Raw genomic sequence first — 20,404 nt, forward strand, 5'->3', positions numbered from 1 at the left:
ATGCAGCTCAGCATCGATCTCACCGGCCGCGAAGTCCTTGTCACCGGCTCGGACACCGCCGCGCGCCAGGCCGTCCGCCGCTACCGGGCCGCCGGCGCCGTGGTGTCCCGGCTCAGCAGCCCCGACGGCGGAGCGCACGACGGCCCGCTGCCGGAGCGGCCCTTCCTGGTCGCCGCCGTCGACGACGGCCAGCCGGGCTGGGCGGGCCTGATGGAGCGCTGCCGCGCGACCGGCATCCCGGTCGCCGCCGAGCCGGCCGCCGGCCCCGCCGGGCACGTCACATTGGTGGGCGGCGGCCCGGGAACCGCCGAACTGTTGACCTTTGCGGCGATCACGGCCCTGCGGGACGCCGACGTCGTCTTTTACGACCGGCTGGCCCCGTACCAGGAGCTGCCCGGGCTGACGACGGCGGAGCTGGTGGACGTGGGCAAGCGCCCCGGCCACCACCCGGTCAGCCAGGCCGGCATTGAAGACCTCATGGTCGAGGCCGCGCTGGCCGGAAGGAATGTGGTCCGGCTCAAGGGCGGCGACCCGTACGTCTTCGGCCGCGGCGGCGAGGAAGTGGCCGCCTGCGTGAAGGCCGGCGTGCCCGTGCGGGTGATTTCCGGGGTCACGAGCGCCATCTCGGTGCCCGCCGCGGCCGGGATCCCGGTCACGCACCGCGAGGTCAGCCACCTGTTCACCGTGGTCTCCGGCCACGCCCCGCTGACCGAGAAGGAACACACCCACCTGGCCGGTCTCGGCGGCACCATCGTCGTGCTGATGGGCATCGGGACCTTGCACCACCTGGCCGCCGGACTGCGCCGCGCCGGGATGCGGGCGGACATGCCGATGGCCGTCGTCGAACGCGGCTACCGCCCGGGCCAGCGCACCACCATCGCCGAGCTGGGCAGCATCACCACGGCGGCCGCGGGCTGCAGCAACCCCGCCGTGCTGGTGATCGGCGAGGTGGTCCGGGTGGCCGAGGCCAACCGGGGCTGCGCGGAAGCCGAAGCCGAGCTGGACCGCCTCGCTGCGTCCCTGATGGGAGCGTGAGCGCCGTGAGCGCGCTCGAAGCCCTCGCCGGCACCGCCGGGGACGAGGCTCCGGAGAAGGCGGAGCTGCCGCTGGAGGGCTTCCGGATCGGAGTCACCTCGCACCGGCGTTCCCAGGACCTGATCGAGGCCCTGGAGCGGCGCGGCGCCGAGGTGCTGCACGCCCCGGCGCTGAAAATCGCCCCGGTCCAGGAAGACCTGCGGCTGATCGAGGACACCCGTGCCATCATCGACGCCCGGCCCGAGCTCTGCATCGCCACCACCGCCTACGGGATGCGGCGCTGGTGCGAGGCGGCGGACACCTTCGGCATCGGCGAGCAACTGCTGGAGACCCTCGGCGCCACCCGGATGTTCGTCCGCGGCCCCAAGGCCCGCGGCGCGGTCCGCGCGGCCGGGCTGGCCGACGTCGGAATCAGCAGCGACGAAACCACCGCCACCCTGGTGAACATGCTGCTGGCCGAGGGCGTGCGCGGAAAGACCGTCGCGGTGCAGCTGCACGGCTACACCGATGTCCGCCAGCTGGAGCGGCTGCGGATGTCCGGCGCCAACGTCATGACCGTCACCCCGTACCGCTGGGTCAAGCCCGACGGCGCTGACCGGCTGCCTAAGCTGATCGAGGCGGCGTGCAGCGGCAACCTGGATGTGCTGACCTTCACGAGTGCGCCGGCCGTGGACGCGCTGTGGAGCACCGCGCATGAGATGGGCCTCTACAAACAGCTGGTGGAGAGCCTGAAGACCACGGTGGCCACCGCCGTCGTCGGCCCCATCACCGCCCAGCCGCTGATCGACGCCGGGGTGCAGCCGCTCATCCCGGAACGGTTCCGGATGGGCGCCCTGATCCGGCTGGTTGTGGAGCACCTGGCCCTGAACCATGTGCGGCGGCTGGACACCGCCTCGGGCGCGGTGGAGCTGCGCGGCCGGTCCTTGCGGATTGACGGCGAAGCGGTGGAGCTGGCCCCGGCCCCGCTGTTGCTGCTGCGGGCGCTGCTGGGCGCCGGCGGGGCCGTGCTCTCCCGCGAGGCGCTCTCCGAGCTGCTGGAACTGCGCGGATCCGTGCACGCCCTGGACATGACGGTCAGCCGGCTGCGGTCCGCGCTGCCGGACGGCAGCCTGGTGGAGACGGTGGTCAAGCGCGGCTACCGGATCCGGGTGTGACCCACGGCATTACCGGCTGGTAACGGTTGGCGAACGAACCGCGAAAATACTGCAACAGGGCGGTAACCTCCGCGAAAAATCGGCCCCCTACGCTGGGGAACATCAAGAACACGGGCCACATCCGGCCCACCAGCGAAAGGGCCAGCACATGTCCGTCACGGAAGCGTCCGCCATCCCCACCGAGTCCGCCACGTCCCAGACCCGGCCGCGGATTGTCATCGCCGGCGCCGGCCCGGCGGCGCAGGCGCTGGTCCGCCAGCTCACCCGCACCCCGTTCGCCGGCGGCATCACGGTGCTCAGCAACCGCGATGACGCCCCGGACGAGCTGCTGGACCTGGCCGCCCTGCCCCAGGTGTCAGTCCGCTTCGGGCAGCCGGCCAGCTTCATCGACGCCGCGGAGCAGCGGGTCACGACGGCTGACGGGATGGAGTTCAGCTACGACCAGCTGGTGATCGCCACCGGTTCGGCGCCGGCCCTGGCGCCGATCGAGGGCGAGGGCCGCTGCCTGAGCTACTCCACGATCGATGACGCCACCCGCCTGGGCGACGCCGTCAAGGACGTCACCCGGGTCCTGGGCCGCCGGCCGCTGGGCATCCTGGTGGGCACCGGCACCGCCGCGGGCCAGGCCGAGGCCGTGCTCCGCGCCCGCGGCGTCCGGCCGGTCCGCACCACGCTGCGCCCGTCCGCCGTCGTCCCCACCCTCGCCGGCTCCGCGCTGCCCGCCGCCGGAATCGTCTTCGACGACGGTTCGAGCATGAGCGGGGACCTGGTGGTCCTCGCCGAAGAGCGCATTTCCCGCGACAGCCTCGCCCGCACCGCCGGCCTGGCCACCGCGGCGCAGGGCGGGATCGTGGTGGGCAAGGACTACCGCACCTCGGTGCCGGGGATCTGGGCGATCGGCGACGCGGCGGCGTACGACGGCGTCCGGCTGGGGCTGCTGGTGGCCGCCGGTTCCGCCGCGGGAGTCTGCGCCACCGGGCTGCTCCAGGCCTCCCTGTCCGGGCCCCTCGCGCAGGCGGCATAGCGCCTGCTCCGGCCGGTCCCGTTATGGCAAGATGGTGCACTGAGAAGCCACGACACACGCCGTGTCAGCAGGCCGGGCCGGGCACCACCCGGGGCCGGCAGGAAAGGGACCACCATGAGCAACGAAGCCACCACGGCTGCCGGCGCGGCCGGCACCGACCACCAGGGCGCCGCGGGCAACATTGCCTCGTACATCGACCACACCCTGCTCAAGCCGGAAGCCAGTGAGGCCGAGGTCCTGAAGGTCTGCGCCGAGGCGGCCGAGTACCACTTCAAGTCCGTCTGCGTGAACCCCATCTGGGTCAAGACCGTCAAGACCGCGCTCAAGGGCTCCGGGGTGCTGACCTGCTCCGTGATCGGCTTCCCGCTGGGCGCGACCCCGAGCGACGTCAAGGCCTTCGAGGCCCGCGGTGCGGTGCTCGACGGCGCCGACGAGATCGACATGGTGATCAACATCGCCGCGGCCCGCGCCAATGACAAGGGCGCGCTGGTTGATGACATCCGCGCCGTCGCCGAGGCTGTCCACTCCGGCGGCGCCATCCTGAAGGTCATCATCGAGACCGCACTGCTGGACGACGCCCAGAAGGTGCTCGCCTGCGAGGCCTCCGTCGAGGCCGGGGCCGACTTCGTTAAGACCTCCACCGGCTTCAACGGCGGCGGAGCCACGGCGGAGGACGTCGCCCTGATGCGGCGCACGGTGGGTGCGGGACTCGGCGTCAAGGCCTCGGGCGGCGTGCGCTCCCTGGCCGACGCTCAGGCTATGATTGCTGCAGGTGCAACACGTATTGGCGCCAGCTCCGGCATCGCGATCGTCAAGGGTGAACAGGGTTCATCCGCGTACTGACCGTACCGAACACCGCCGCAGCCGCCACAGTTTTTAAGCCCCGCGGGGCCGAGGAGGAACGAATGTCCAGCAGCAACAACACCACCAAGACTCCGCAGGGCGAGAACAGCCTCGCATCCAGCATCGTGCTGTTTGTCATCATGATGGCCCTGTTCTTCGGCGCCCTGTACTCGCTGTCCTTCCTCAGCCTGGGCAACCCGTGGCCGATGGCCGCCTGCCTGATCCTGTTCGCCCTCGCGTTCTGGATCCCGCAGACCATCACCGGCCGCTCGGACTCCGCGGGCGAGAGCTAGACCCCTTCGCGTTGATGTCCTGTTGCCCCGGCTGTCCGGGGCAACAGTTGTTTAAGCTGCGGTTCCGGAAAAGCGCGGCGGTTCCGGACCAAGGCACCCCGGGCCCGGGGTGCGTCCGTCCGGAACCGTAGCGGAAAACCCAGGGCGGCCCGGCGTCGGCCAGCAGGCGGTTGACCAGCCCCAGCGCACCGCCGATCTCGTCGCCGGGAGGTCCATACCGGGGGCACTTTGACAGGGACACGCCGCCCGGCGGAGACCTGAAAGCGGAAACAGGAGCCATAGCCGCCCCGGACGGCCAACGCGGGGGCGTCCCGACGTCGGGCAGGCCATTGACGCGTCACCCTAGCCGCCCGCCAAACGGCTGATCAGCCCCATCCCACCGCGGACCCGTCGCGGGGAGGTGCGTTCCGGGGGCACTTTGACACGGACACGCCGCCCGGCGGAGACCTGAAAGCGGAAACAGGAGCCATAGCCGCCCCGGACGGCCGACGCGGCGGCCCGGCGTCGGCCCTAGGCTCCGACGGCGGCCAGCAGGCGGTTGACCAGCGCGGTCCCCTGCGCGAGCACCGCCGGGAAGTGGCCCTTGGCAACGGTGAGGGCGGCGGAGAACATGCCGACCATGGCGTAGCCGCTGACCGGGATCAGGACAAACCATTCCCGCCGCGAACCGGCCCGGCCCAGCAGCGGGATGGAAAACGCCCCGTTGGCTTTCCAGACGTCCTTGACCAGCGGCAGCTTGCGCAGGAACTTCGGCGGTTTCACCACGAGCGGCCAGAGCAGCGGCACTCCCCCGGTGGTGATCATGTCGCCCACGATGTGCACTAGGACGCCGGTCAGCATGGACACCGGCAGCCAGGTCCACTGGTCCGGGGCGAACCAGGTCACCAGCCCGGCCATGGTGAGGGCGAAGACCCAGTTGCTGATCCAGCCGTATTTGGGAAATAGTTTGAGCGCCTTCGCGGCGATGTTGATCATGAACATGCACAGCAGGCCGGCGCCCACGGACAGCAGGCCCCAGTCGGTCTGCAGCTGGAGCTGCCCGGCCAGTGCCGCGAGCAGTACAAAGAACGCGGCGCCCAGCACCGAGTGGGTGCCCTGCCGGTGGCCGCCGGACGCGTTTTCGATGCCCACGGCGATGAGGTTGGACAGCGGCGGGAGGGCGTGCGCCACCGTGCTGGAGCGGTGGTCCCAGTCGCAGACCAGGGCCGTCCCCGCCGTCGCCATCCCGCCGATCACGATGCCGGTGGCGTCCAGCGGATACCAGCCCAGCGCGTACGGCCCGGTCGAGGCAATAGCCACCCACGCCGCGGCCCCGGACGCGGCGTGGTGTCCTCCCATCACGGCCTAGCCGACCGAGAGCGGGACGTCGGAGAAGATCGCCTCGATCACGCCGTTGGCCCAGGCCAGGATCTCGGCGTCCTGCAGGTCGCGGCCGCCGATCCGGGCCGTCTTCGGCTTGGGGATCAGCACCGCGTCCAGGGCCGGCTTCGCCTGCGAACCGGGGTACATCCGGGCCAGCCGCATCAGCTTGGACTCGGGCAGTTGGGCGGGCGAGAACTTGATGAAGTTGCCCTGCAGGGCGACGTCGGTCAGGCCGGCCTCACGCGCGCCGACCCGGAAGCGGGCCACCGCGACCAGGTTCTGCGCCGGCAGCGGCAGCTCGCCGTAGCGGTCCACGAGTTCGGCCTCGACCTCGTCGATTGCCTCGTTGCTGAGCGCGGCGGCCAGCTTCCGGTACGCCTCCAGGCGCAACCGCTCACCGGGCACGTAGTCGTGCGGCAGGTGCGCGTTCACCGGCAGCTCGATCTTCATTTCCGCAGCCTTCTCCTCGGCCTCGCCGCGGTAGTCGGCCACGGCCTCGCCCACCAGCCGGATGTAAAGGTCGAAGCCGACGCCCTGGATGTGGCCGGACTGTTCGCCGCCCAGCAGGTTGCCGGCGCCACGGATTTCGAGGTCCTTCATGGCCAGCTGCATGCCGGCGCCGAGTTCGTTGTGCGTCGCAACCGCCTTGAGCCGTTCCAGCGCCACCTCGCCCAGCGGCTTTTCCGAGGGGTAGAGGAAGTAGGCGTACGCCCGTTCCCGGCCGCGGCCCACGCGCCCGCGCAGCTGGTGCAGCTGGGAGAGCCCGTACTTGTCCGCGCCGTCCACGATCAGGGTGTTGGCGTTGGAGATGTCCAGCCCGGTCTCGATGATGGTGGTGCAGACCAGCACGTCGAAGCGCTTCTCCCAGAAGTCCACGATGATCTGTTCCAGCCGGCTTTCGGACATCTTGCCGTGCGCCACCTCGACGCGGGCCTCGGGGACCAGTTCGCGGATCTTCGCGGCGGTGCGCTCGATGGTGGAGACCCGGTTGTGCACGAAGAAGACCTGCCCCTCGCGCATCAGTTCGCGGCGGATCGCGGCCGAGGTCTGCTTGTCCGTGTACGGGCCCACGTAGGTCAGCACCGGGTGCCGCTCCTCCGGCGGGGTGGCCAGGGTGGAGGTCTCCCGGATGCCGGTAAGGGACATCTCCAGGGTGCGCGGGATGGGGGTGGCGCTCATGGCCAGGACGTCCACGTTGGTGCGCATCTTCTTCAGCGCTTCCTTGTGTTCGACGCCGAAGCGCTGCTCCTCGTCCACGATTACAAGGCCGAGATCCTTGAACGCGAAGTCCTTGGACAGCAGCCGGTGCGTGCCGATGACGACGTCCACCGAGCCGTTCTTCACACCTTCGGCGGTCTCCTTGGCCTCCTTGGCGCCCTGGAAGCGGGACAGCGGCTTGACCCGCAGCGGGAAGCCGGAGAAGCGTTCGGTGAACGTCTCGTAGTGCTGCTGCGCCAGCAGCGTGGTGGGCACCAGCACGGCCACCTGCTTGCCGTCCTGGACCGCCTTGAACGCGGCCCGGACCGCGATTTCGGTCTTGCCGTAGCCAACGTCGCCGGAGACCAGGCGGTCCATCGGGATCTCCCGTTCCATGTCCGCCTTGACCTCGTTAATGGTGGTCAGCTGGTCCGGGGTCTCCACGTAGGGGAAGGCTTCCTCAAGCTCGCGCTGCCACGGGGTGTCCGGGCCGAAGGCGTGCCCGCGGGAGGCCATCCGGGCCGAGTACAGCCGGATCAGTTCGCCGGCGATTTCCTTGACGGCCTTGCGCGCCTTGGACTTGGTGCTGGCCCAGTCCGAGCCGCCCATCTTGCTCAGCACCGGAGTGTCGCCGCCGACGTAGCGGGTGACCTGGTCCAGTTGGTCGGTGGGGACGAAGAGCCGGTCACCCGGGGCGCCGCGCTTGGAGGGCGCGTATTCGAGCACCAGGTATTCGCGCACCCCGTCTCCGCCGCCCGCGACTTTACGCTGGATCAGCTCCACGAACCGGCCGATGCCGTGCTGTTCGTGCACCACGAAGTCGCCGGCCAGCAGCTGCAGCGGGTCCACCGCGTTCCGCCGCTTGGACGGCATCTTCCGCATGTCCTTGGTGGAGCCGGCGGAGGTGCGGCCCAGCAGGTCGGCCTCGGTCAGCAGCGCCACCTTCAGCCCGTCCAGCACAAAGCCGCGGCCGACGGCGGCGGTGGTCACCTCGATCAGGCCCGGCTGCGGGTCCGCGTCGAGGGTTTCGACCCGGGCGCACGGGATGTCGTTGTCGTGGAAGAGTTCAGCGAGGCGCTGCGCCGGGCCGGGACCCTCGGTGGCGACGACAATCCGCCACTGCTCCCGCACGTGCGAGCCGATGAAGTCCATCATCTCCGCCACGTCCCCCTGATAGCCGCGCGGTTCGCGGGCGTGCAGGTTCAGCACATCGATCTCCGGCAGCAGCTCCTCGTCGCTGGCGAGCGAGCTGATGGACCACCAGGACACGCCGTGCGCCAGCGCCGTGCTGCGGGTCTCGCCGAGGGAGCGGAAGCTCGCCGAATGCAGGGCCGCGGACGCCGCGGAGCTCAAATCCAGCGGGGCGGTCCCGCCGTCGGACGCCGTGGACCACGCCGCCTCAAGGAATTCCTCATTAGTGGCGGCGAGGTCGTGGGCGCGGGTGCGGACCTTTTCCGGTTCGATCACCACCGAGATGGAGCCCTCCGGGAACTGGTCCAGGAACGGCACCATGGAGTCCACCAGCACCGGGGCCAGGGATTCCATGCCTTCGACGGCGATGCCGCCGGCGATTTTCTCCAGCATGTCCGCCGCGGCCGGCAACTGGGACTTCAACGTCGCGGCCCGGGACATCACCGAGGGCGTGATCAGGATTTCGCGGCACGGCGGGGCGTGCAGTTCGGTGGGGTGGTGCACGCCCGGCGCGGTCAGCGAGCGCTGGTCGGCGACGGCGAACCAGCGCATTTGCTCGACCTCGTCGCCGAAGAACTCCACCCGGATCGGGTGGTCCTCGGTGGGCGGGAAGACATCCAGCATGCCGCCGCGGACAGCGAATTCGCCGCGCCGGGTGACCATGTCCACCCGGGCGTAGGCGGCGTCGGCGAGGTTCTTCACGACGTCGCCGAACGGGACGTCCTGGCCGACTTTCAAGGTCACCGGGACCAGCTCGCCCAGGCCCGCCACGATCGGCTGGACCACGGCCCGGACCGGGGCGACCACAACGCGCAGGGCGCCGCCGGTCTCCGGGTGCGCGAGCCGGCGCAGCACCGAGAGCCGGCGGCCGACGGTGTCCGAGCGCGGCGAGAGCCGCTCGTGCGGCAGGGTCTCCCAGCTGGGGAACTCCGCGACCGTGTCCGCGGGCAGGAAGGCGCCCAGCGCGGCGGCGAGGTCTTCGGCCTCGCGGCCGGTGGCGGTGACGGCGAGCACCACGGGCGCGGCGCCGCCGTCGGGCGCGGATCCCGACGCGAGCCCGTCAGCCATTTCCGCCAGCAGCGCAGCGCGCAGCCCGGCCGGGGCGCTGATCTGGTAGTCCTCGCTGCGGGCCGTGACCGGCCGGGACGCTTCGGCCTGCACCCGGGCGAAGGTCTTGTCCTCGGCGAGGACACGCCGCAGACCGGTGAGAGAGGGGCCGTTGAGGCTCATGGCGGAACTCCTGACGTGATCACGGGCATGCAGGCAACACGAATACCCGAAATTCGCAAGAATCCCGGGTCCTTCCAGCCTACCGCGCCGCGGCGGCGGGCCGGGACCCGGGGCTAAGCTGGCAGAGGGGCGCAGGCCGCACCGGCTGCAGTCCGGCGGGACCCGCACTCCGAATGGCTTATATCCGCTGGCTGATGTCCCCGACGAGAAGGAGCCACCCATGAACGGCACCCCCAAGGCTGCGCACCCGAAGACCGTGCTGGTGACAGGCGCCACCGGTTACATCGGCGGCAGGCTGGTCCCCCGGCTGCTGGAGGCCGGGCACCGGGTGAAGGTCCTGGTCCGCACTCCGGCGAAGATCGCCGGGGTGCCGTGGCTGGAGGACGTCGAGGTGGTCCAGAGCAGCCTCGACGACGGAGCGAAGCTGCGGGAGGCGCTGGACGGCGTGGACGTGTTCTATTACCTGGTCCACTCGATGGCGGGCGGCGCCGGGTTCGAGGCCAAGGAGAAGGCGATGGCCGAGACCGCTGCGCAGGCGGCCGCGGCGGCCGGCGTAGACCGGATCGTCTACCTCGGCGGCCTGCACCCCTCCGGCGCCGAACTCTCCACCCACATGCGCTCCCGCGAGGCCGTCGGCAAGGTCTTCCTCGACGGGGCCGTGGACGCGGTGGTGTTCCAGGCCGGGGTCGTGATCGGCTCCGGGTCGGCGTCCTTCGAGATGATCCGGCACCTGTCCGAGACGCTGCCGGTGATGCCCGCCCCCAGCTGGGTGCGGAACAAGATCGAGGCCATCGCGGTGCGGGACGTGCTGCACTACCTCGTCGGCGCGGCGTCGCTGGAGGGCCGGATCAACCGCACCTTTGACATCGGCTCCCGGCAGGTGCTCAGCTACGCCGGGATGATGCAGGAATACGCGGCCGAGGCCGGGCTGCCGCACCGCGTGGTGCTGGCCCTGCCCATCCCCGCGCCGAAGCTCGCGGGGATGTGGGTCGCACTGACCACCCCGATCCCGCTATCCATGTCGCTGCCGCTGGTGGAGTCGCTGCAGCACGACGCCGTCTCCCGCGAGCGTGACATCGACTCCTACATTCCGCTGCCCGACGGCGGACTGACCCCCTACCGGCGCGCCGTCGCCCTGGCCCTGGGCAAAGAACGGGACGGGCAGGTGGAGACGACATGGGCCAACGCCGGAGCCGACGCCGATCCGCTGCCCAGCGACCCGGACTGGGCCGGGCACCGCGTCTACGTCGACGAGCGCAGCTACTCCAGTGCGGTCAGCCCGAAACACGTCTGGACCATCATCGAGGGCATCGGCGGCCGCAACGGCTGGTACTCGCTACCACTGGCCTGGAGCGTGCGCGGCTGGCTGGATAAGCTCACCGGCGGGGCGGGGCTGGCGCGCGGCCGGCGGCACCCGCACCTGCTGGCCGACGGCGAGGTGGTCGACTGGTGGCGGGTCGAGCGGATCGAGCGGGGCCGGCTGCTCCGGCTGCGCGCGGAGATGCGCGCCCCGGGCCGGGCCTGGCTGGAACTCTCGGTGGAGCCGGAGGGGACGGGCAGCCGCTACCGGCAGCGGGCCATTTTCTTCCCCAAGGGACTCAGCGGCAAGCTGTACTGGCTCGCCGTGCTGCCGTTCCACAGCCTGATCTTCCCTGCCATGTCGCGGAATATCACCGCCGCGGCGCAGCGGCTGGAGGCCGCCGAGTCGGAACCGGCGGGGCCCACCGCGTAGGATGTTGGGAGCCCGAAACGACCAGCCAGACCCCATGGAGGACCCCCAATGGCCCTGAGTGCATCCACCACCCTGCCGCACAGCGTCGAGAGCGTCACGGCAGTCTTCGTCAACGAGGACTTCCTGCGCCACACCAGCGAACTCGTCGGCGGCACCCTTGAATCGTTTGCCGTGGACGGCGACCCGGCCGGCGCCTTCAACACCACGACGGTCCGCACCATCCCCACCACCCGGATGCCCGACCTGGCCCGCAAGTTCGTGGGCGAGAGCCTGAAGGTGACGCAGCTGGAAAGCTGGGGCGCCCCGGAGGCCGACGGTTCGCGGCAGAGCAACATCTCGCTGAAGGTCGCCGGCGCCCCGCTGGACGTCAACGCCGTGCAGCGCCTCGTCGCCGACGGCGGCAGCACCCGGATCGAGCTGGAAGGCACGGTCACCTCGTCCGTGCCGCTGCTGGGCGGCAAGATTGCCGATGCGGCCGAGCCGATGGTTGGCAAGGCCCTCAACATCCAGTCCACCCAGGCCCAGGCCTGGCTCGAGAGCCACTAGCCGATGGAACTTCCCGCGGCCCTTGCCGTCGTCCTGGTTGTGGCCGGCGCCTGGTCGCTGGCCGTGTGGCCGCAGTTCCTGCGCCGGGTCATGAAGGACCCGCGGGCGCGCGACGCCGGCGGCAAGGCCACCCGCTTCCTCACCGTGCACGTCGTGCTGGTCAGCATCTCGATGCTGCTCGGCGCGGCGACGGCGGCGATCGGGATCGCGGGCCTACTCGCCTAGGCCGGGGGAATGTCCTTCCCCGCACCCTCCGACCGGCTCGCAGTTGTGGTCGTTTTGACTCCTCAAAACGACCACAACTGCGAGTCAGTTGGGTTAACCCGGCCGCGGCGGCGGCACCGGAGGCTAGAATCAGGCCATTGCCGGTCCGCTGCCGAAGGGAAGATGCCAGTGCGGCCCCACCGTGTGGCCCTCTGGGCACTCCTGGCTTACCTTGGGCTGCTCGCTGCGGTGGCGCTCTGGCCCCAGCCAGTGGACCGGCCCGTGGCGGGGCTGTTGCGCTCAACGCTCCGCTGGCTGCACCACAGCGGCGTCCCGGGCTGGGTCGACTACGGCTTCCTGGAGTCCGCCGCCAATGTGCTGCTCTTCATCCCGCTGGGCGTCCTGGTGACCTGGCTCGCGGGCCGGGGCTTCTGGTGGCTGGGGACGGCCGCCGGGCTGCTGACCTCCTGCGCCATCGAAGCCGCGCAGTTCCTTTTCCTACCGGCCCGCTACCCCACTGCCGCCGACGTGCTGGCGAACACCCTGGGCGCGCTGCTGGGGACCCTGCTCGCGGCGCTGCTGGGACGACGGCGGTCCTGAGGTTCCCGTTTCCCGGCCGGGGCTAGGCCTGGTTGCCCTGCTGCCCAGCGAGCGCCTGGCCGAGGGCGTCTTCGGCGGCAACCCAGGAGAGCATGGCGCACTTCACCCGGGCGGCGTACCGGGACACGCCTTCAAAGGCAGCCGCGTCACCCAGGATCTCCGGGTCGGCCGGCACCTTGCCGCGCGAGCGCAGCACCTCGCGGAAGCTGTCGATCACGCGGTGCAGCTCCTCCGGGTCCAGGCCTTCGGCGAGCTCCGTCAGCACGGAGGCCGACGCCATCGAAATCGAACAGCCGTCCCCGTCCCAGCGCAGCTCGCTGACCTTGCCGCCGGACACGGAGACCCGCAGGGTGATTTCGTCGCCGCAGACCGGGTTGAGCTGGTGCGACTGGCCGCTGCTGGCGCCCTCGGGCACGCCGGCGCCCGCGAGGCCGCTGCCATGCCGGGCTTTGGAGTGCTCCAGGATGATTTGCTGGTACAACTGGTCAAGACTCATGCAGTGCCGTCCTCAGGCTTGAAAGTATCCGCGGACACCGGCGACGGCGTCGAGGAACGCGTCGACGTCGTCCGTGGTGTTGTAAAGGTAGGTGCTGGCCCGGGTGCTGGCTGTGATGCCGAGGCGGCGGTGCAGCGGCTGGGCGCAGTGGTGCCCCACGCGCACCGCGATGCCGCGGCTGTCCAGGAACTGCCCGACGTCGTGCGCGTGCACTCCGGCGACGTCGAAGGCGGCCAGGCCGATCCGCTCCTGGCCGGCGGCCGGACCCAGCACGCGGATCCCGGGGATGCCGGCAAGGCCTTCCACGAGGCGCTGGCCCAGTTGTGCTTCCCAGGCGTGGATCCGGTCAAGGCCCGTCTCACTCAGGTAGTTCGCGGCAGCGGCAAGGGCCACGGCCTGCGAGATCTTCTGGGTGCCGGCCTCGAAGCGCTGCGGGCTGGGCAGGAACGCGGCGCGCTCCATGGTGACGGTGGTGATCATGGAACCGCCGGTCAGGAAGGGCGGCATGGCGTTGAGCAGTTCCGAGCGTCCGTAGAGGCCGCCGATCCCGGTGGGGCCAAGCATCTTGTGCCCGGAGAAAACGGCGAAGTCCACATCCAGCGCCTTGACATCGAGGGCCAGGTGCGGCGCGGACTGGCAGGCATCAAGCACCACGAGGGCGCCGGCGGCCCGGGCAAGGGCAACCAGCGCGGCCACCGGGTTGATGGTCCCCAGGACGTTGGAGGCGTGGGTGAAGGCCAACACACGGGTGCGGGGGCCGATCAGGCCGGCGGCAGCGTCGAGGTCCAGGGCGCCGTCGTCGTCGACCGGGATGAACTTCAGTGTGGCGCCGGTCCGTTCCGCCAGTTGCTGCCAGGGAATCAGGTTGGCGTGGTGCTCCATCTCGGTGACCACGATTTCGTCGCCGGCGGCGAGCGCGAAGCGGGCGGCCTCGGCCGGGGCGCCGGGCAGGGAGGCGTTCAGGAAGGAGTAGCTGAGTAGGTTCAGGCCCTCGGTGGCGTTGGACGTCCAGATCAGTTCATCCGCCTCCGCCCCGATGAAGGCTGCCACGGTTTCGCGCGCGTCCTCGAAGGCTTCGGTGGCTTCCACCGCGAGGTAGTGCGCGCCGCGGTGCACGGCGGAGTTTCGCTGCTCGTAAAACTCCTGCTCGGCTTCCAGGACGCTGAGCGGGTTCTGCGAGGTCGCCCCGGAGTCCAGGTAGACCAGCGGGTGCCCGTTGACGGACCGGTGCAGGATGGGGAAGTCGTTGCGGATCCGCATGACCTCATCATTGCCCAGCGCCGTGGCTGAGCGGAGGAGATGGGCTGGTGTGGCAACCATGGGCTGATACTCCTGGGTCGGTCGTCGCTGAGGCGTAGCGCGGGGCCGGCCGGAGCCGGCTCCTATTACGTCACACAGATTAGACCTAATTGTCCCACGTTCCGACGGCACCGGGTGGCGGGCTGCCGGCGCATGATCGCGGGACCAGGTTCCGGGACGCCGAAACGCCCCGCCGGCGGGCCGTCTGGCCCGGGCGGGGCGTCGCTTCCAACGACTGCCGCTTATTACCTCTTACTGCCTCTTACTCGGCGCTGGCCCGGTGTTCTCACCGGGCTCCGGCAGTTCCCCATCTTGCAGTGGTGCAGACCGGTAAAGGGAGCCGGCGGCGGCTGGGGGGAGAGCCTCGGTCTCAGAAGGCTCTGACGCCGCCGGCTCCGTCTTTGGGGTACGGCTGCCGGTGAAGGCACCGCACGGTTTCCAATGAAGGAAGTCGGGGTGGGAGGTGTCGCCGCGGCCATGTTTACTCCTGGCTGCTGCGGCTGCCCGCAGTCGGGCTCCTCCCCGGGTCTGTTTTTAGTTCTGGGTTGTGATCCTGGGTTTGATTCTTGGGTTTTGATCTTGGGTCTGGATCTTGCTGATTCGTTCCCGGGACTGACTCAAGTCAATCGTGGGGGCCCGGTCTGCACACGAGTAGGGTTTACCCGACTTCTTCCGCCACCGGGGGGCTGCACTACTTGGGCATACTCGCGCGGCGTCCGAGTACTGCTCGGGATACGCAGGTCCAGGCATTACGGCGGCTGCAGATCCTTCTGGATCTCCACGAGCTCGCCGCGCCGGCTGATGCCGAGCTTTCCAAAAATCCGGTACAGGTGCCCTTCGACGGTCCGCTGCGAAACGGTGAGCTTGGCCGCGATTTCCGCGTTCGTGTCACCGCCCGCCACCAGTTTGACGATCTCGGACTCCCGGGCGGTGAGAGCGGCATGACGCTCGCCGTGGACAATGTTCAAATGGCCGGACATGCCGGCCGCGACCATCCGGTGGTGCACCTTGCGCTGCACCGCTGTGAGCTTCCACTTTTCCGGATCGTTTTCCAGCAGGCGTTCGGCCTGCTGGGCGGCCTCGAGCGCTAAAAGCAAGTGTCCGGCGCTCGCGGCCTGGTCGCTGATCGCCATGAGTCCGCTCGCATCCGCGGCGGTCACGGCGAGCGCGTAGGCACCCAGCAGGCGCCCCTCAGGTACGTCCACGCTGCCGGCACCGGCCGCCAGTCCCGCGGCAGCCGCAGTGTCCCCGCCGCGGAGGGCGATCCGGCGGATGTCGGTTTCAATGGCTCGCAGTCCCTGGCGCTGCGCCTCGTCCGCGAGCCGGGCCAGCTCACGCCGCGCGTCGCCGGTGTCCCGGCCGGAGGCCTGTTCGGCGGCGGTGCAGTAGGCCTCCGCGAGGAGCCGGAGCGTTTCCGGGGCCCGGTAAGCGGCCCTGCGGAAGGCTTGCGCCTGCTCCATCGCGTCACCTGAATGGCCGACGGCGGAGGCCGCGTAGGCCGTGATCGCGCGGGCGAAGGCGGTCAGTTGCCAGGGGTCGGCGATCAGAAGTTCTTCGACGCCGAGCAGCAGCTCGGCCAGGCTTTCCGGGACCCGTCCCTGCCGCAGCCGGGAGTATCCGCGCATCACGTGCAGCAGTCCCCCGCTGTACAGCAGCCGCGAAGGCAGCTTCGAGGAATAGTCGTCCAGCACCGAGGCGAGTTCTTCCCATTCTCCGGCCCGGATCAGGCTCAGGCAGTACCGGGCCAGCACGTCCTCGTAGACGAGCGGAAGCGCCAGCCCGTCCTCACGCACCCCGCGCCAGGCCTCCCGGCTGAGACCGAGACCCGCCAGCACCCTTCCCTGGGCGTTCCAGATCGCGGCAAGGCGGGACACCGCCGGGATTCGGATGTCCGGCTCGCTTTCGGCGGCGGCAACGAGCTCCTGGAGCCCCTCCTCCAGCCCGGCCAGCCTGCCCTCCCAATCATCGAGCAGGAGGCCCGAGGCAGGGCCCACGGTGGGTGCCGCCCTGGCCTGCCGGTCGGCGCCGCCGGGGGCTGGTTCGCCGGCACCCGGCCCGCGCGGCACCTCAACGCCTGCGGCCACGGGTCCGAGCCTGGCGGCCAGGAGGGCGGCAAGGTAGGACCCGCGGCCGTACTGTATCGGCTGCGCGGCCGCCAGGTGGGCGGCCGCCTCGTCGCGATGACCCAGTATGTAGTGGGCGTAGGCCAGCTGGATTCTCGCCTCCGCCAGGTAGGGTCCCTCGACCACGGCATCCGCGGCGCGGAGCGCGGTCGCGGTGTCCAGTTGTACGTTGGCCTGGGTGGCTGCCTCCAGCAGCTCCGGGGCTGCCGGCTCCGCACCCGAATCCAGCGACCAGCGCAACTGGTTCAGGAAGGCGTCCGGGAGCACCGTACCCACCCTGGGAAGGGCCAGCAGGCTCGACCTGAGGCTCGCGCTGCGCCCCGCCGGGACCCTGCGCCGGATGATCTCGCCAATCAGCGGGCTGGCGGGCCTCACGATGCGGTCCAGGTCCCTGGAGACGGTGATGATCCCGGCCATTTCAAGGGCGTCGACAGCACGGGGGCTGCTGAACCTGAGGATCTGGCCCAGCGACAGCGGGCCGGCCAGCGCAACGACGGCGGCGGCGGTTTTTTCCTCCGGTGACATGGCGCGCACCTGGTGGTCCACCAGGTCTGCGGCCGGAACGTTGCCGAGCTCCGGTGGCACCAGCAGGAACCAGGTTCCGCGGCGCTGTCCAATCGCACCGGTGGTCCGGGCGTGCTCGATCAGGGACATCAGCATAAACGGGTTGCCCGCCGTCAGCTTGGCGAATAATTCGCTCACCCAGGGAGAAACGTCAGACCGCAGCACCTGCTCGCAGAGCTGATGCACCTCGGCCCGGCTCAGGGGGGCGAGGTCGAATTTGGAGATGAGGCCGTCGCCCCACAGCGCAAGGAACTCCTCAGGGACCAGCGGGCCGGGCCGCGAGGCGGCGAGCAGGCGCGCCGCGCCGGTAGCCACCGCCTGGGCGACCAGCTGGATGCTCCCCCGGTCCAGGTTTTGGGCATCGTCGATCACGAACAAGGCCAGGGCAGGCTCGGACCTGAGGCTGGCGGTCACCGCCCCCAGCACGGCCGCGTAGGAATCAAGGTCGTGGTCCGGAAGGCCAGCCAGGTACGGCGTCAGCGCCCCGAACCGGACTGACGCGAGCGCCGGAGTCGCAGCGAGCCGGATCACGGTTCCCGGCGGCCGAAGTTCCGCCAGCACGGCCTTGACGACAACGGTTTTTCCCGACCCCGCACCCCCGATGATCAGTGCGCCGGCCCTGCCTTCGTCACGCAGGCAGTGGACCACATCCTTGACGACGCCTGATCTGCCGATCAGTGCGGCAGCATCAGTCAGGCTTTCCACGGAGGGCTCCTCCCGCCGGCGTCGGCCCCATCCGGCACACCGGGTCTGTCACTTTCCGGTCAGCCGATGCGGGCGCTGGCCGCGGGTGCCGAGATGACATCCTTGAGCTCCGAGCGGCTTGCGACGTGGAGTTTTGAGTAGACCTGGTACAGGTGGCCTTCGACCGTGCGGACCGAGACGTGCATCTGTTCAGCGATCTTGCGGTTGGAGGTTCCGGCTGCGGCCCGGACAGCCACTTCGCATTCGCGTGCCGTCAGGGTCGAGGTGGTCAGCGAATGCAGGCCGTTTCCCGGGCTTCCGAATCGGTCATCGAGGGACTGTTCGGTGCGCTGCGAGATGCGTAGCGCGATCCGGTTACCGGCTTCATTGGCGCAGAAAACCGCGCGACGGGCGACGTCGCGGGCAAAGACCGCGTTCCCGGCGGCGTCGGCGTCCTTGGCCACGGCCAGCAGCTGCTCGCTGGCGCCGTCCCTTACCCCGTCTGCCAGGCGCAGGCACAGCTGGGCGAACTGCCCGGTGACCTGGGCGGCGAGGCCGGCAAGCTTCTGGCACAGCTGGCGGTCCCCAAGCCGGGCCGCGGCGGACAGGAAGAGCAGTCCCATGGCCGGGGCGCCGGCATCCGCCTCGCTGCCAGCTTCGGCGACGAGGGTCCGGATAGCAGCGGCGCGCTGGCCAAGTTCGGCCAGCGCGCAAAGCTCGAAGTAGCGTGTCACCCGGCCCACCAGCCAGGAGCTGTGGCGCTTTGGCTGCGCCACTTCGGCAAGCAGCAGGCTGGCTTTCTCCTCATCGCCGGCAAGCCCGGCGGCGTAGGCACACGCGGCCGTGGCCAGGCCGGCCAGGCCCTCGGGATCGTAGGCCCGGAGCTGCCACATCCCGGCCTCCAGCAACGGAACAGCGCTGTCCAGGCGCCCGGCATGGAGGTCAATGACGCCCTGCCCGATTTCGAACATCCCGCCGAGCCGGGCCTGCGGCTCGGCGGTGCCGGAGGCGGCTGCAATGAAGGCGGACGCCTCCCGGAACTTCGCGGAAAGCAGCAGGAGGAGCAGGAAGCGGCCCCTGATGTCCCGCACGGTGCGGTCGGCCAGCGGGACGGTCGAGGCCGCTGCGATGATCTGCTTGCCCAGTGCCATCGCGCCGAGGACATTTCCGCTGACTGCCATGGTTTCGCAGAGCAGGCTCGCGGTGAGGATCCCGGTTTCGGTGCCCAGATCGGGCTCAAGATCGGCCCTCACGGCGAGGACGTCGTCATAGCGGCCTTCGAAGGCCGCCAGTTTGATCTCGGCTAGGCGCACCTGCCCGCGGGCCCGTTCGACCGCGGCCGAATCGTCCGCCGGCTGCGCGGAGAGGCGCTCCCGTACCAGCTCCAGCCTGGTCCGTGCGTGGGCTGCGGCGGCCGGGCTGCGGTGGTCCATGTCAACCCGGAGCAGCTGCAGGGTGACCCACTCGGCCAGCGGATATTCCTCACCGGCGGCGCCGTCCATGCTTTGCAGGATGCGCCGCGCGGATTCCTTGTTGTTGACGGCGAGGTGGGCCTGCACGGTTTCGACGGTGGCTCCGGCGAGCGCCGCGCAGCCGTCGATTTCGTGGATGAAACGCAGGGCCGAGGTCGGATCCGAGGCATCGTTGGCCAGCTGGGCGGCTGCCAGGGCGGTTTCGGCGCTGATCCGTTCCCCGCAGTCCAATGCCCAGGCGATGTCCGTCGCCCGGCCCGGTTCCGACTGCCCGGTATCCGGCAGCACGGCCGTGAGCCGGCGCCGGAGTTCCGCGCTGCGTCCCGGCGGAACCACACTGGCCACGATGGCCGCTGTGACCGAGTTGACGACGCTGACCATCGGCGGGTGGTCGTGGCTGACCTGGATGAGGGCGCGCTCCTGCAGGTTGTCCATGTCCTGCGGATTGAAAATCCTCATCAGCGTCTGCAGCGGAACGGCGCCGGCGAGCGCCAGAAGTTCAAAGACGTCGCGCTGGCCGGGGCTGAGCCTGTTCAGCCGCGCCTTGACGACGTCGCGGACTTCCCCGGTCAGGGTGATGGGACGGCCGTCGAGGATCCAGGCGCCGTCCTGCCGGACCACCGTGCCGAGCTTGATCTGTTCCCGCGCCAGCGAGTGCAGGAAGAGAGCGTTCCCGCCGCTGGCGCTCCAGAGCGCCCGGGCGGCCGCATGCGAGAAGTGTCCGCGGTACTCCTGGTTGAGCGTGGCCGCTGTCTCGGCGAAGTCGAACGGCTCCAGGTCCACACGGCGGAGCAGGTCATCCTTCCAGAGCCCCATGATGTCGCCGCCAACATGGTGGAGGTCAACGCAGGCGGCCAGCAGCCTCACGTGGCCTCCCGCACTCAGCTGGGCCACCATCATGCAGGACAGGTCGTCCAGGTCGTTGACGTTGTCCACGAACAGGACGACGGCGCGCCCCTGGGCCCTGCTGTGGAGCAAATGCGTCAGCCCGCGCAGCACCATGAGGGGGTGCTCCAGGTGGGAGGCGTCGAGGTCGTTGAGCAGGACGCTCAACGCGCCGTACGGGAGTTTTGAGGCAATGGAACTGCCCCGTACCTGCACAACCAGGTAGTCGTCGCCCAGCCGCTCCAGGGCCCGTTGGGCGATGAAGGACTTTCCCGCCCCGTGCTCACCCACGAGGATGACACCGCAGCCGGCGCCTGAGGTGAGAGTCTCGACAACGTCCGAAACGGTCTGCTGCCGGGTGAATGGTTCGTCCCGCCGTCCCTGGGATGGCCGGTGTGCTGGTGAAATCGCGTCCGTTTTGCCGCTGCCAGCAGGCACGCCGGCTTCTTGCTGAAACATAGGAGAGACCT

General features: G+C 70.1%; 15 protein-coding genes. 9 read left to right on the plus strand and 6 right to left on the minus strand.

Annotation, left to right across the window (positions count from 1 at the left end):
- The 5 genes from cobA to ABIN76_RS15530 all read left to right on the plus strand — a co-directional run bounded on the left by cobA (window position 1) and on the right by ABIN76_RS15530 (window position 4,349).
- On the plus strand, window positions 1-1,035 hold the full coding sequence (gene cobA / locus ABIN76_RS15510) for a uroporphyrinogen-III C-methyltransferase (protein WP_346960573.1): 1,035 nt from the start codon (window positions 1-3) through the stop codon (window positions 1,033-1,035).
- A gap of 65 nt (window positions 1,036-1,100) precedes the next feature.
- Window positions 1,101-2,189, plus strand: coding sequence for a uroporphyrinogen-III synthase (locus ABIN76_RS15515; RefSeq protein ID WP_346960593.1), 1,089 nt, complete (start codon window positions 1,101-1,103; stop codon window positions 2,187-2,189).
- A 148-nt stretch (window positions 2,190-2,337) separates the two neighbouring features.
- Window positions 2,338-3,213, plus strand: coding sequence for an FAD-dependent oxidoreductase (locus tag ABIN76_RS15520; protein ID WP_346960574.1), 876 nt, complete (start codon window positions 2,338-2,340; stop codon window positions 3,211-3,213).
- A gap of 114 nt (window positions 3,214-3,327) precedes the next feature.
- Entirely contained in the window at window positions 3,328-4,056 is a 729-nt protein-coding gene (deoC, locus tag ABIN76_RS15525; RefSeq protein ID WP_346960575.1) for a deoxyribose-phosphate aldolase, read from the plus strand.
- A gap of 62 nt (window positions 4,057-4,118) precedes the next feature.
- Window positions 4,119-4,349, plus strand: a complete 231-nt coding sequence (locus ABIN76_RS15530) for a hypothetical protein (protein WP_346960576.1) — start codon at window positions 4,119-4,121, stop codon at window positions 4,347-4,349.
- A 510-nt stretch (window positions 4,350-4,859) separates the two neighbouring features.
- On the opposite strand, the gene ABIN76_RS15535 is transcribed toward ABIN76_RS15530, so the two are convergent.
- Together ABIN76_RS15535 and mfd are read right to left on the minus strand one after the other, a co-directional pair.
- Window positions 4,860-5,687 carry a metal-dependent hydrolase gene (locus tag ABIN76_RS15535; RefSeq protein ID WP_346960577.1) on the minus strand — a complete coding sequence of 276 codons (828 nt, stop codon included), beginning with the start codon at window positions 5,685-5,687 and terminating at the stop codon, window positions 4,860-4,862.
- 6 nt (window positions 5,688-5,693) lie between these two features.
- The gene (gene mfd / locus ABIN76_RS15540) at window positions 5,694-9,329 is read right to left on the minus strand and encodes a transcription-repair coupling factor (protein ID WP_346960578.1); all 3,636 of its coding nucleotides are present in this window, start codon (window positions 9,327-9,329) and stop codon (window positions 5,694-5,696) included.
- Between the two features lie 220 nt (window positions 9,330-9,549).
- Between mfd and ABIN76_RS15545 the strand changes: the two genes are divergently transcribed.
- The 4 genes from ABIN76_RS15545 to ABIN76_RS15560 all read left to right on the plus strand — a co-directional run bounded on the left by ABIN76_RS15545 (window position 9,550) and on the right by ABIN76_RS15560 (window position 12,411).
- Window positions 9,550-11,061, plus strand: coding sequence for an SDR family oxidoreductase (locus tag ABIN76_RS15545; RefSeq protein ID WP_346960579.1), 1,512 nt, complete (start codon window positions 9,550-9,552; stop codon window positions 11,059-11,061).
- Window positions 11,062-11,109: 48 nt separating this feature from the next.
- A complete protein-coding gene (locus ABIN76_RS15550; RefSeq protein ID WP_346960580.1) occupies window positions 11,110-11,607 on the plus strand; it encodes a DUF2505 domain-containing protein in 498 nt (165 codons plus the stop codon).
- A 3-nt stretch (window positions 11,608-11,610) separates the two neighbouring features.
- Window positions 11,611-11,832 (plus strand): SCO4848 family membrane protein, encoded by a 222-nt coding sequence (locus ABIN76_RS15555; protein ID WP_346960581.1) that lies wholly within the window; start codon window positions 11,611-11,613, stop codon window positions 11,830-11,832.
- Window positions 11,833-12,000: 168 nt separating this feature from the next.
- Window positions 12,001-12,411 carry a VanZ family protein gene (locus tag ABIN76_RS15560; protein ID WP_346960582.1) on the plus strand — a complete coding sequence of 137 codons (411 nt, stop codon included), beginning with the start codon at window positions 12,001-12,003 and terminating at the stop codon, window positions 12,409-12,411.
- Window positions 12,412-12,433: 22 nt separating this feature from the next.
- Here the strand turns inward: ABIN76_RS15560 and sufU are convergent, their stop codons facing one another.
- The 4 genes from sufU to ABIN76_RS15580 form a co-directional block, all read right to left on the minus strand.
- The gene (gene sufU, locus ABIN76_RS15565) at window positions 12,434-12,907 is read right to left on the minus strand and encodes a Fe-S cluster assembly sulfur transfer protein SufU (protein WP_346960583.1); all 474 of its coding nucleotides are present in this window, start codon (window positions 12,905-12,907) and stop codon (window positions 12,434-12,436) included.
- Between the two features lie 12 nt (window positions 12,908-12,919).
- Window positions 12,920-14,227 carry a SufS family cysteine desulfurase gene (locus ABIN76_RS15570; RefSeq protein WP_346960584.1) on the minus strand — a complete coding sequence of 436 codons (1,308 nt, stop codon included), beginning with the start codon at window positions 14,225-14,227 and terminating at the stop codon, window positions 12,920-12,922.
- Between the two features lie 728 nt (window positions 14,228-14,955).
- The gene (locus ABIN76_RS15575; protein WP_346960585.1) at window positions 14,956-17,598 is read right to left on the minus strand and encodes a LuxR C-terminal-related transcriptional regulator; all 2,643 of its coding nucleotides are present in this window, start codon (window positions 17,596-17,598) and stop codon (window positions 14,956-14,958) included.
- Between the two features lie 59 nt (window positions 17,599-17,657).
- Window positions 17,658-20,372, minus strand: coding sequence for a LuxR family transcriptional regulator (locus ABIN76_RS15580; protein ID WP_346960586.1), 2,715 nt, complete (start codon window positions 20,370-20,372; stop codon window positions 17,658-17,660).
- Between the last annotated feature and the right edge of the window lie 32 nt (window positions 20,373-20,404).

The sequence above is a fragment of the uncultured Arthrobacter sp. genome, from assembly GCF_964021775.1.
GTDB lineage: Bacteria > Actinomycetota > Actinomycetes > Actinomycetales > Micrococcaceae > Arthrobacter.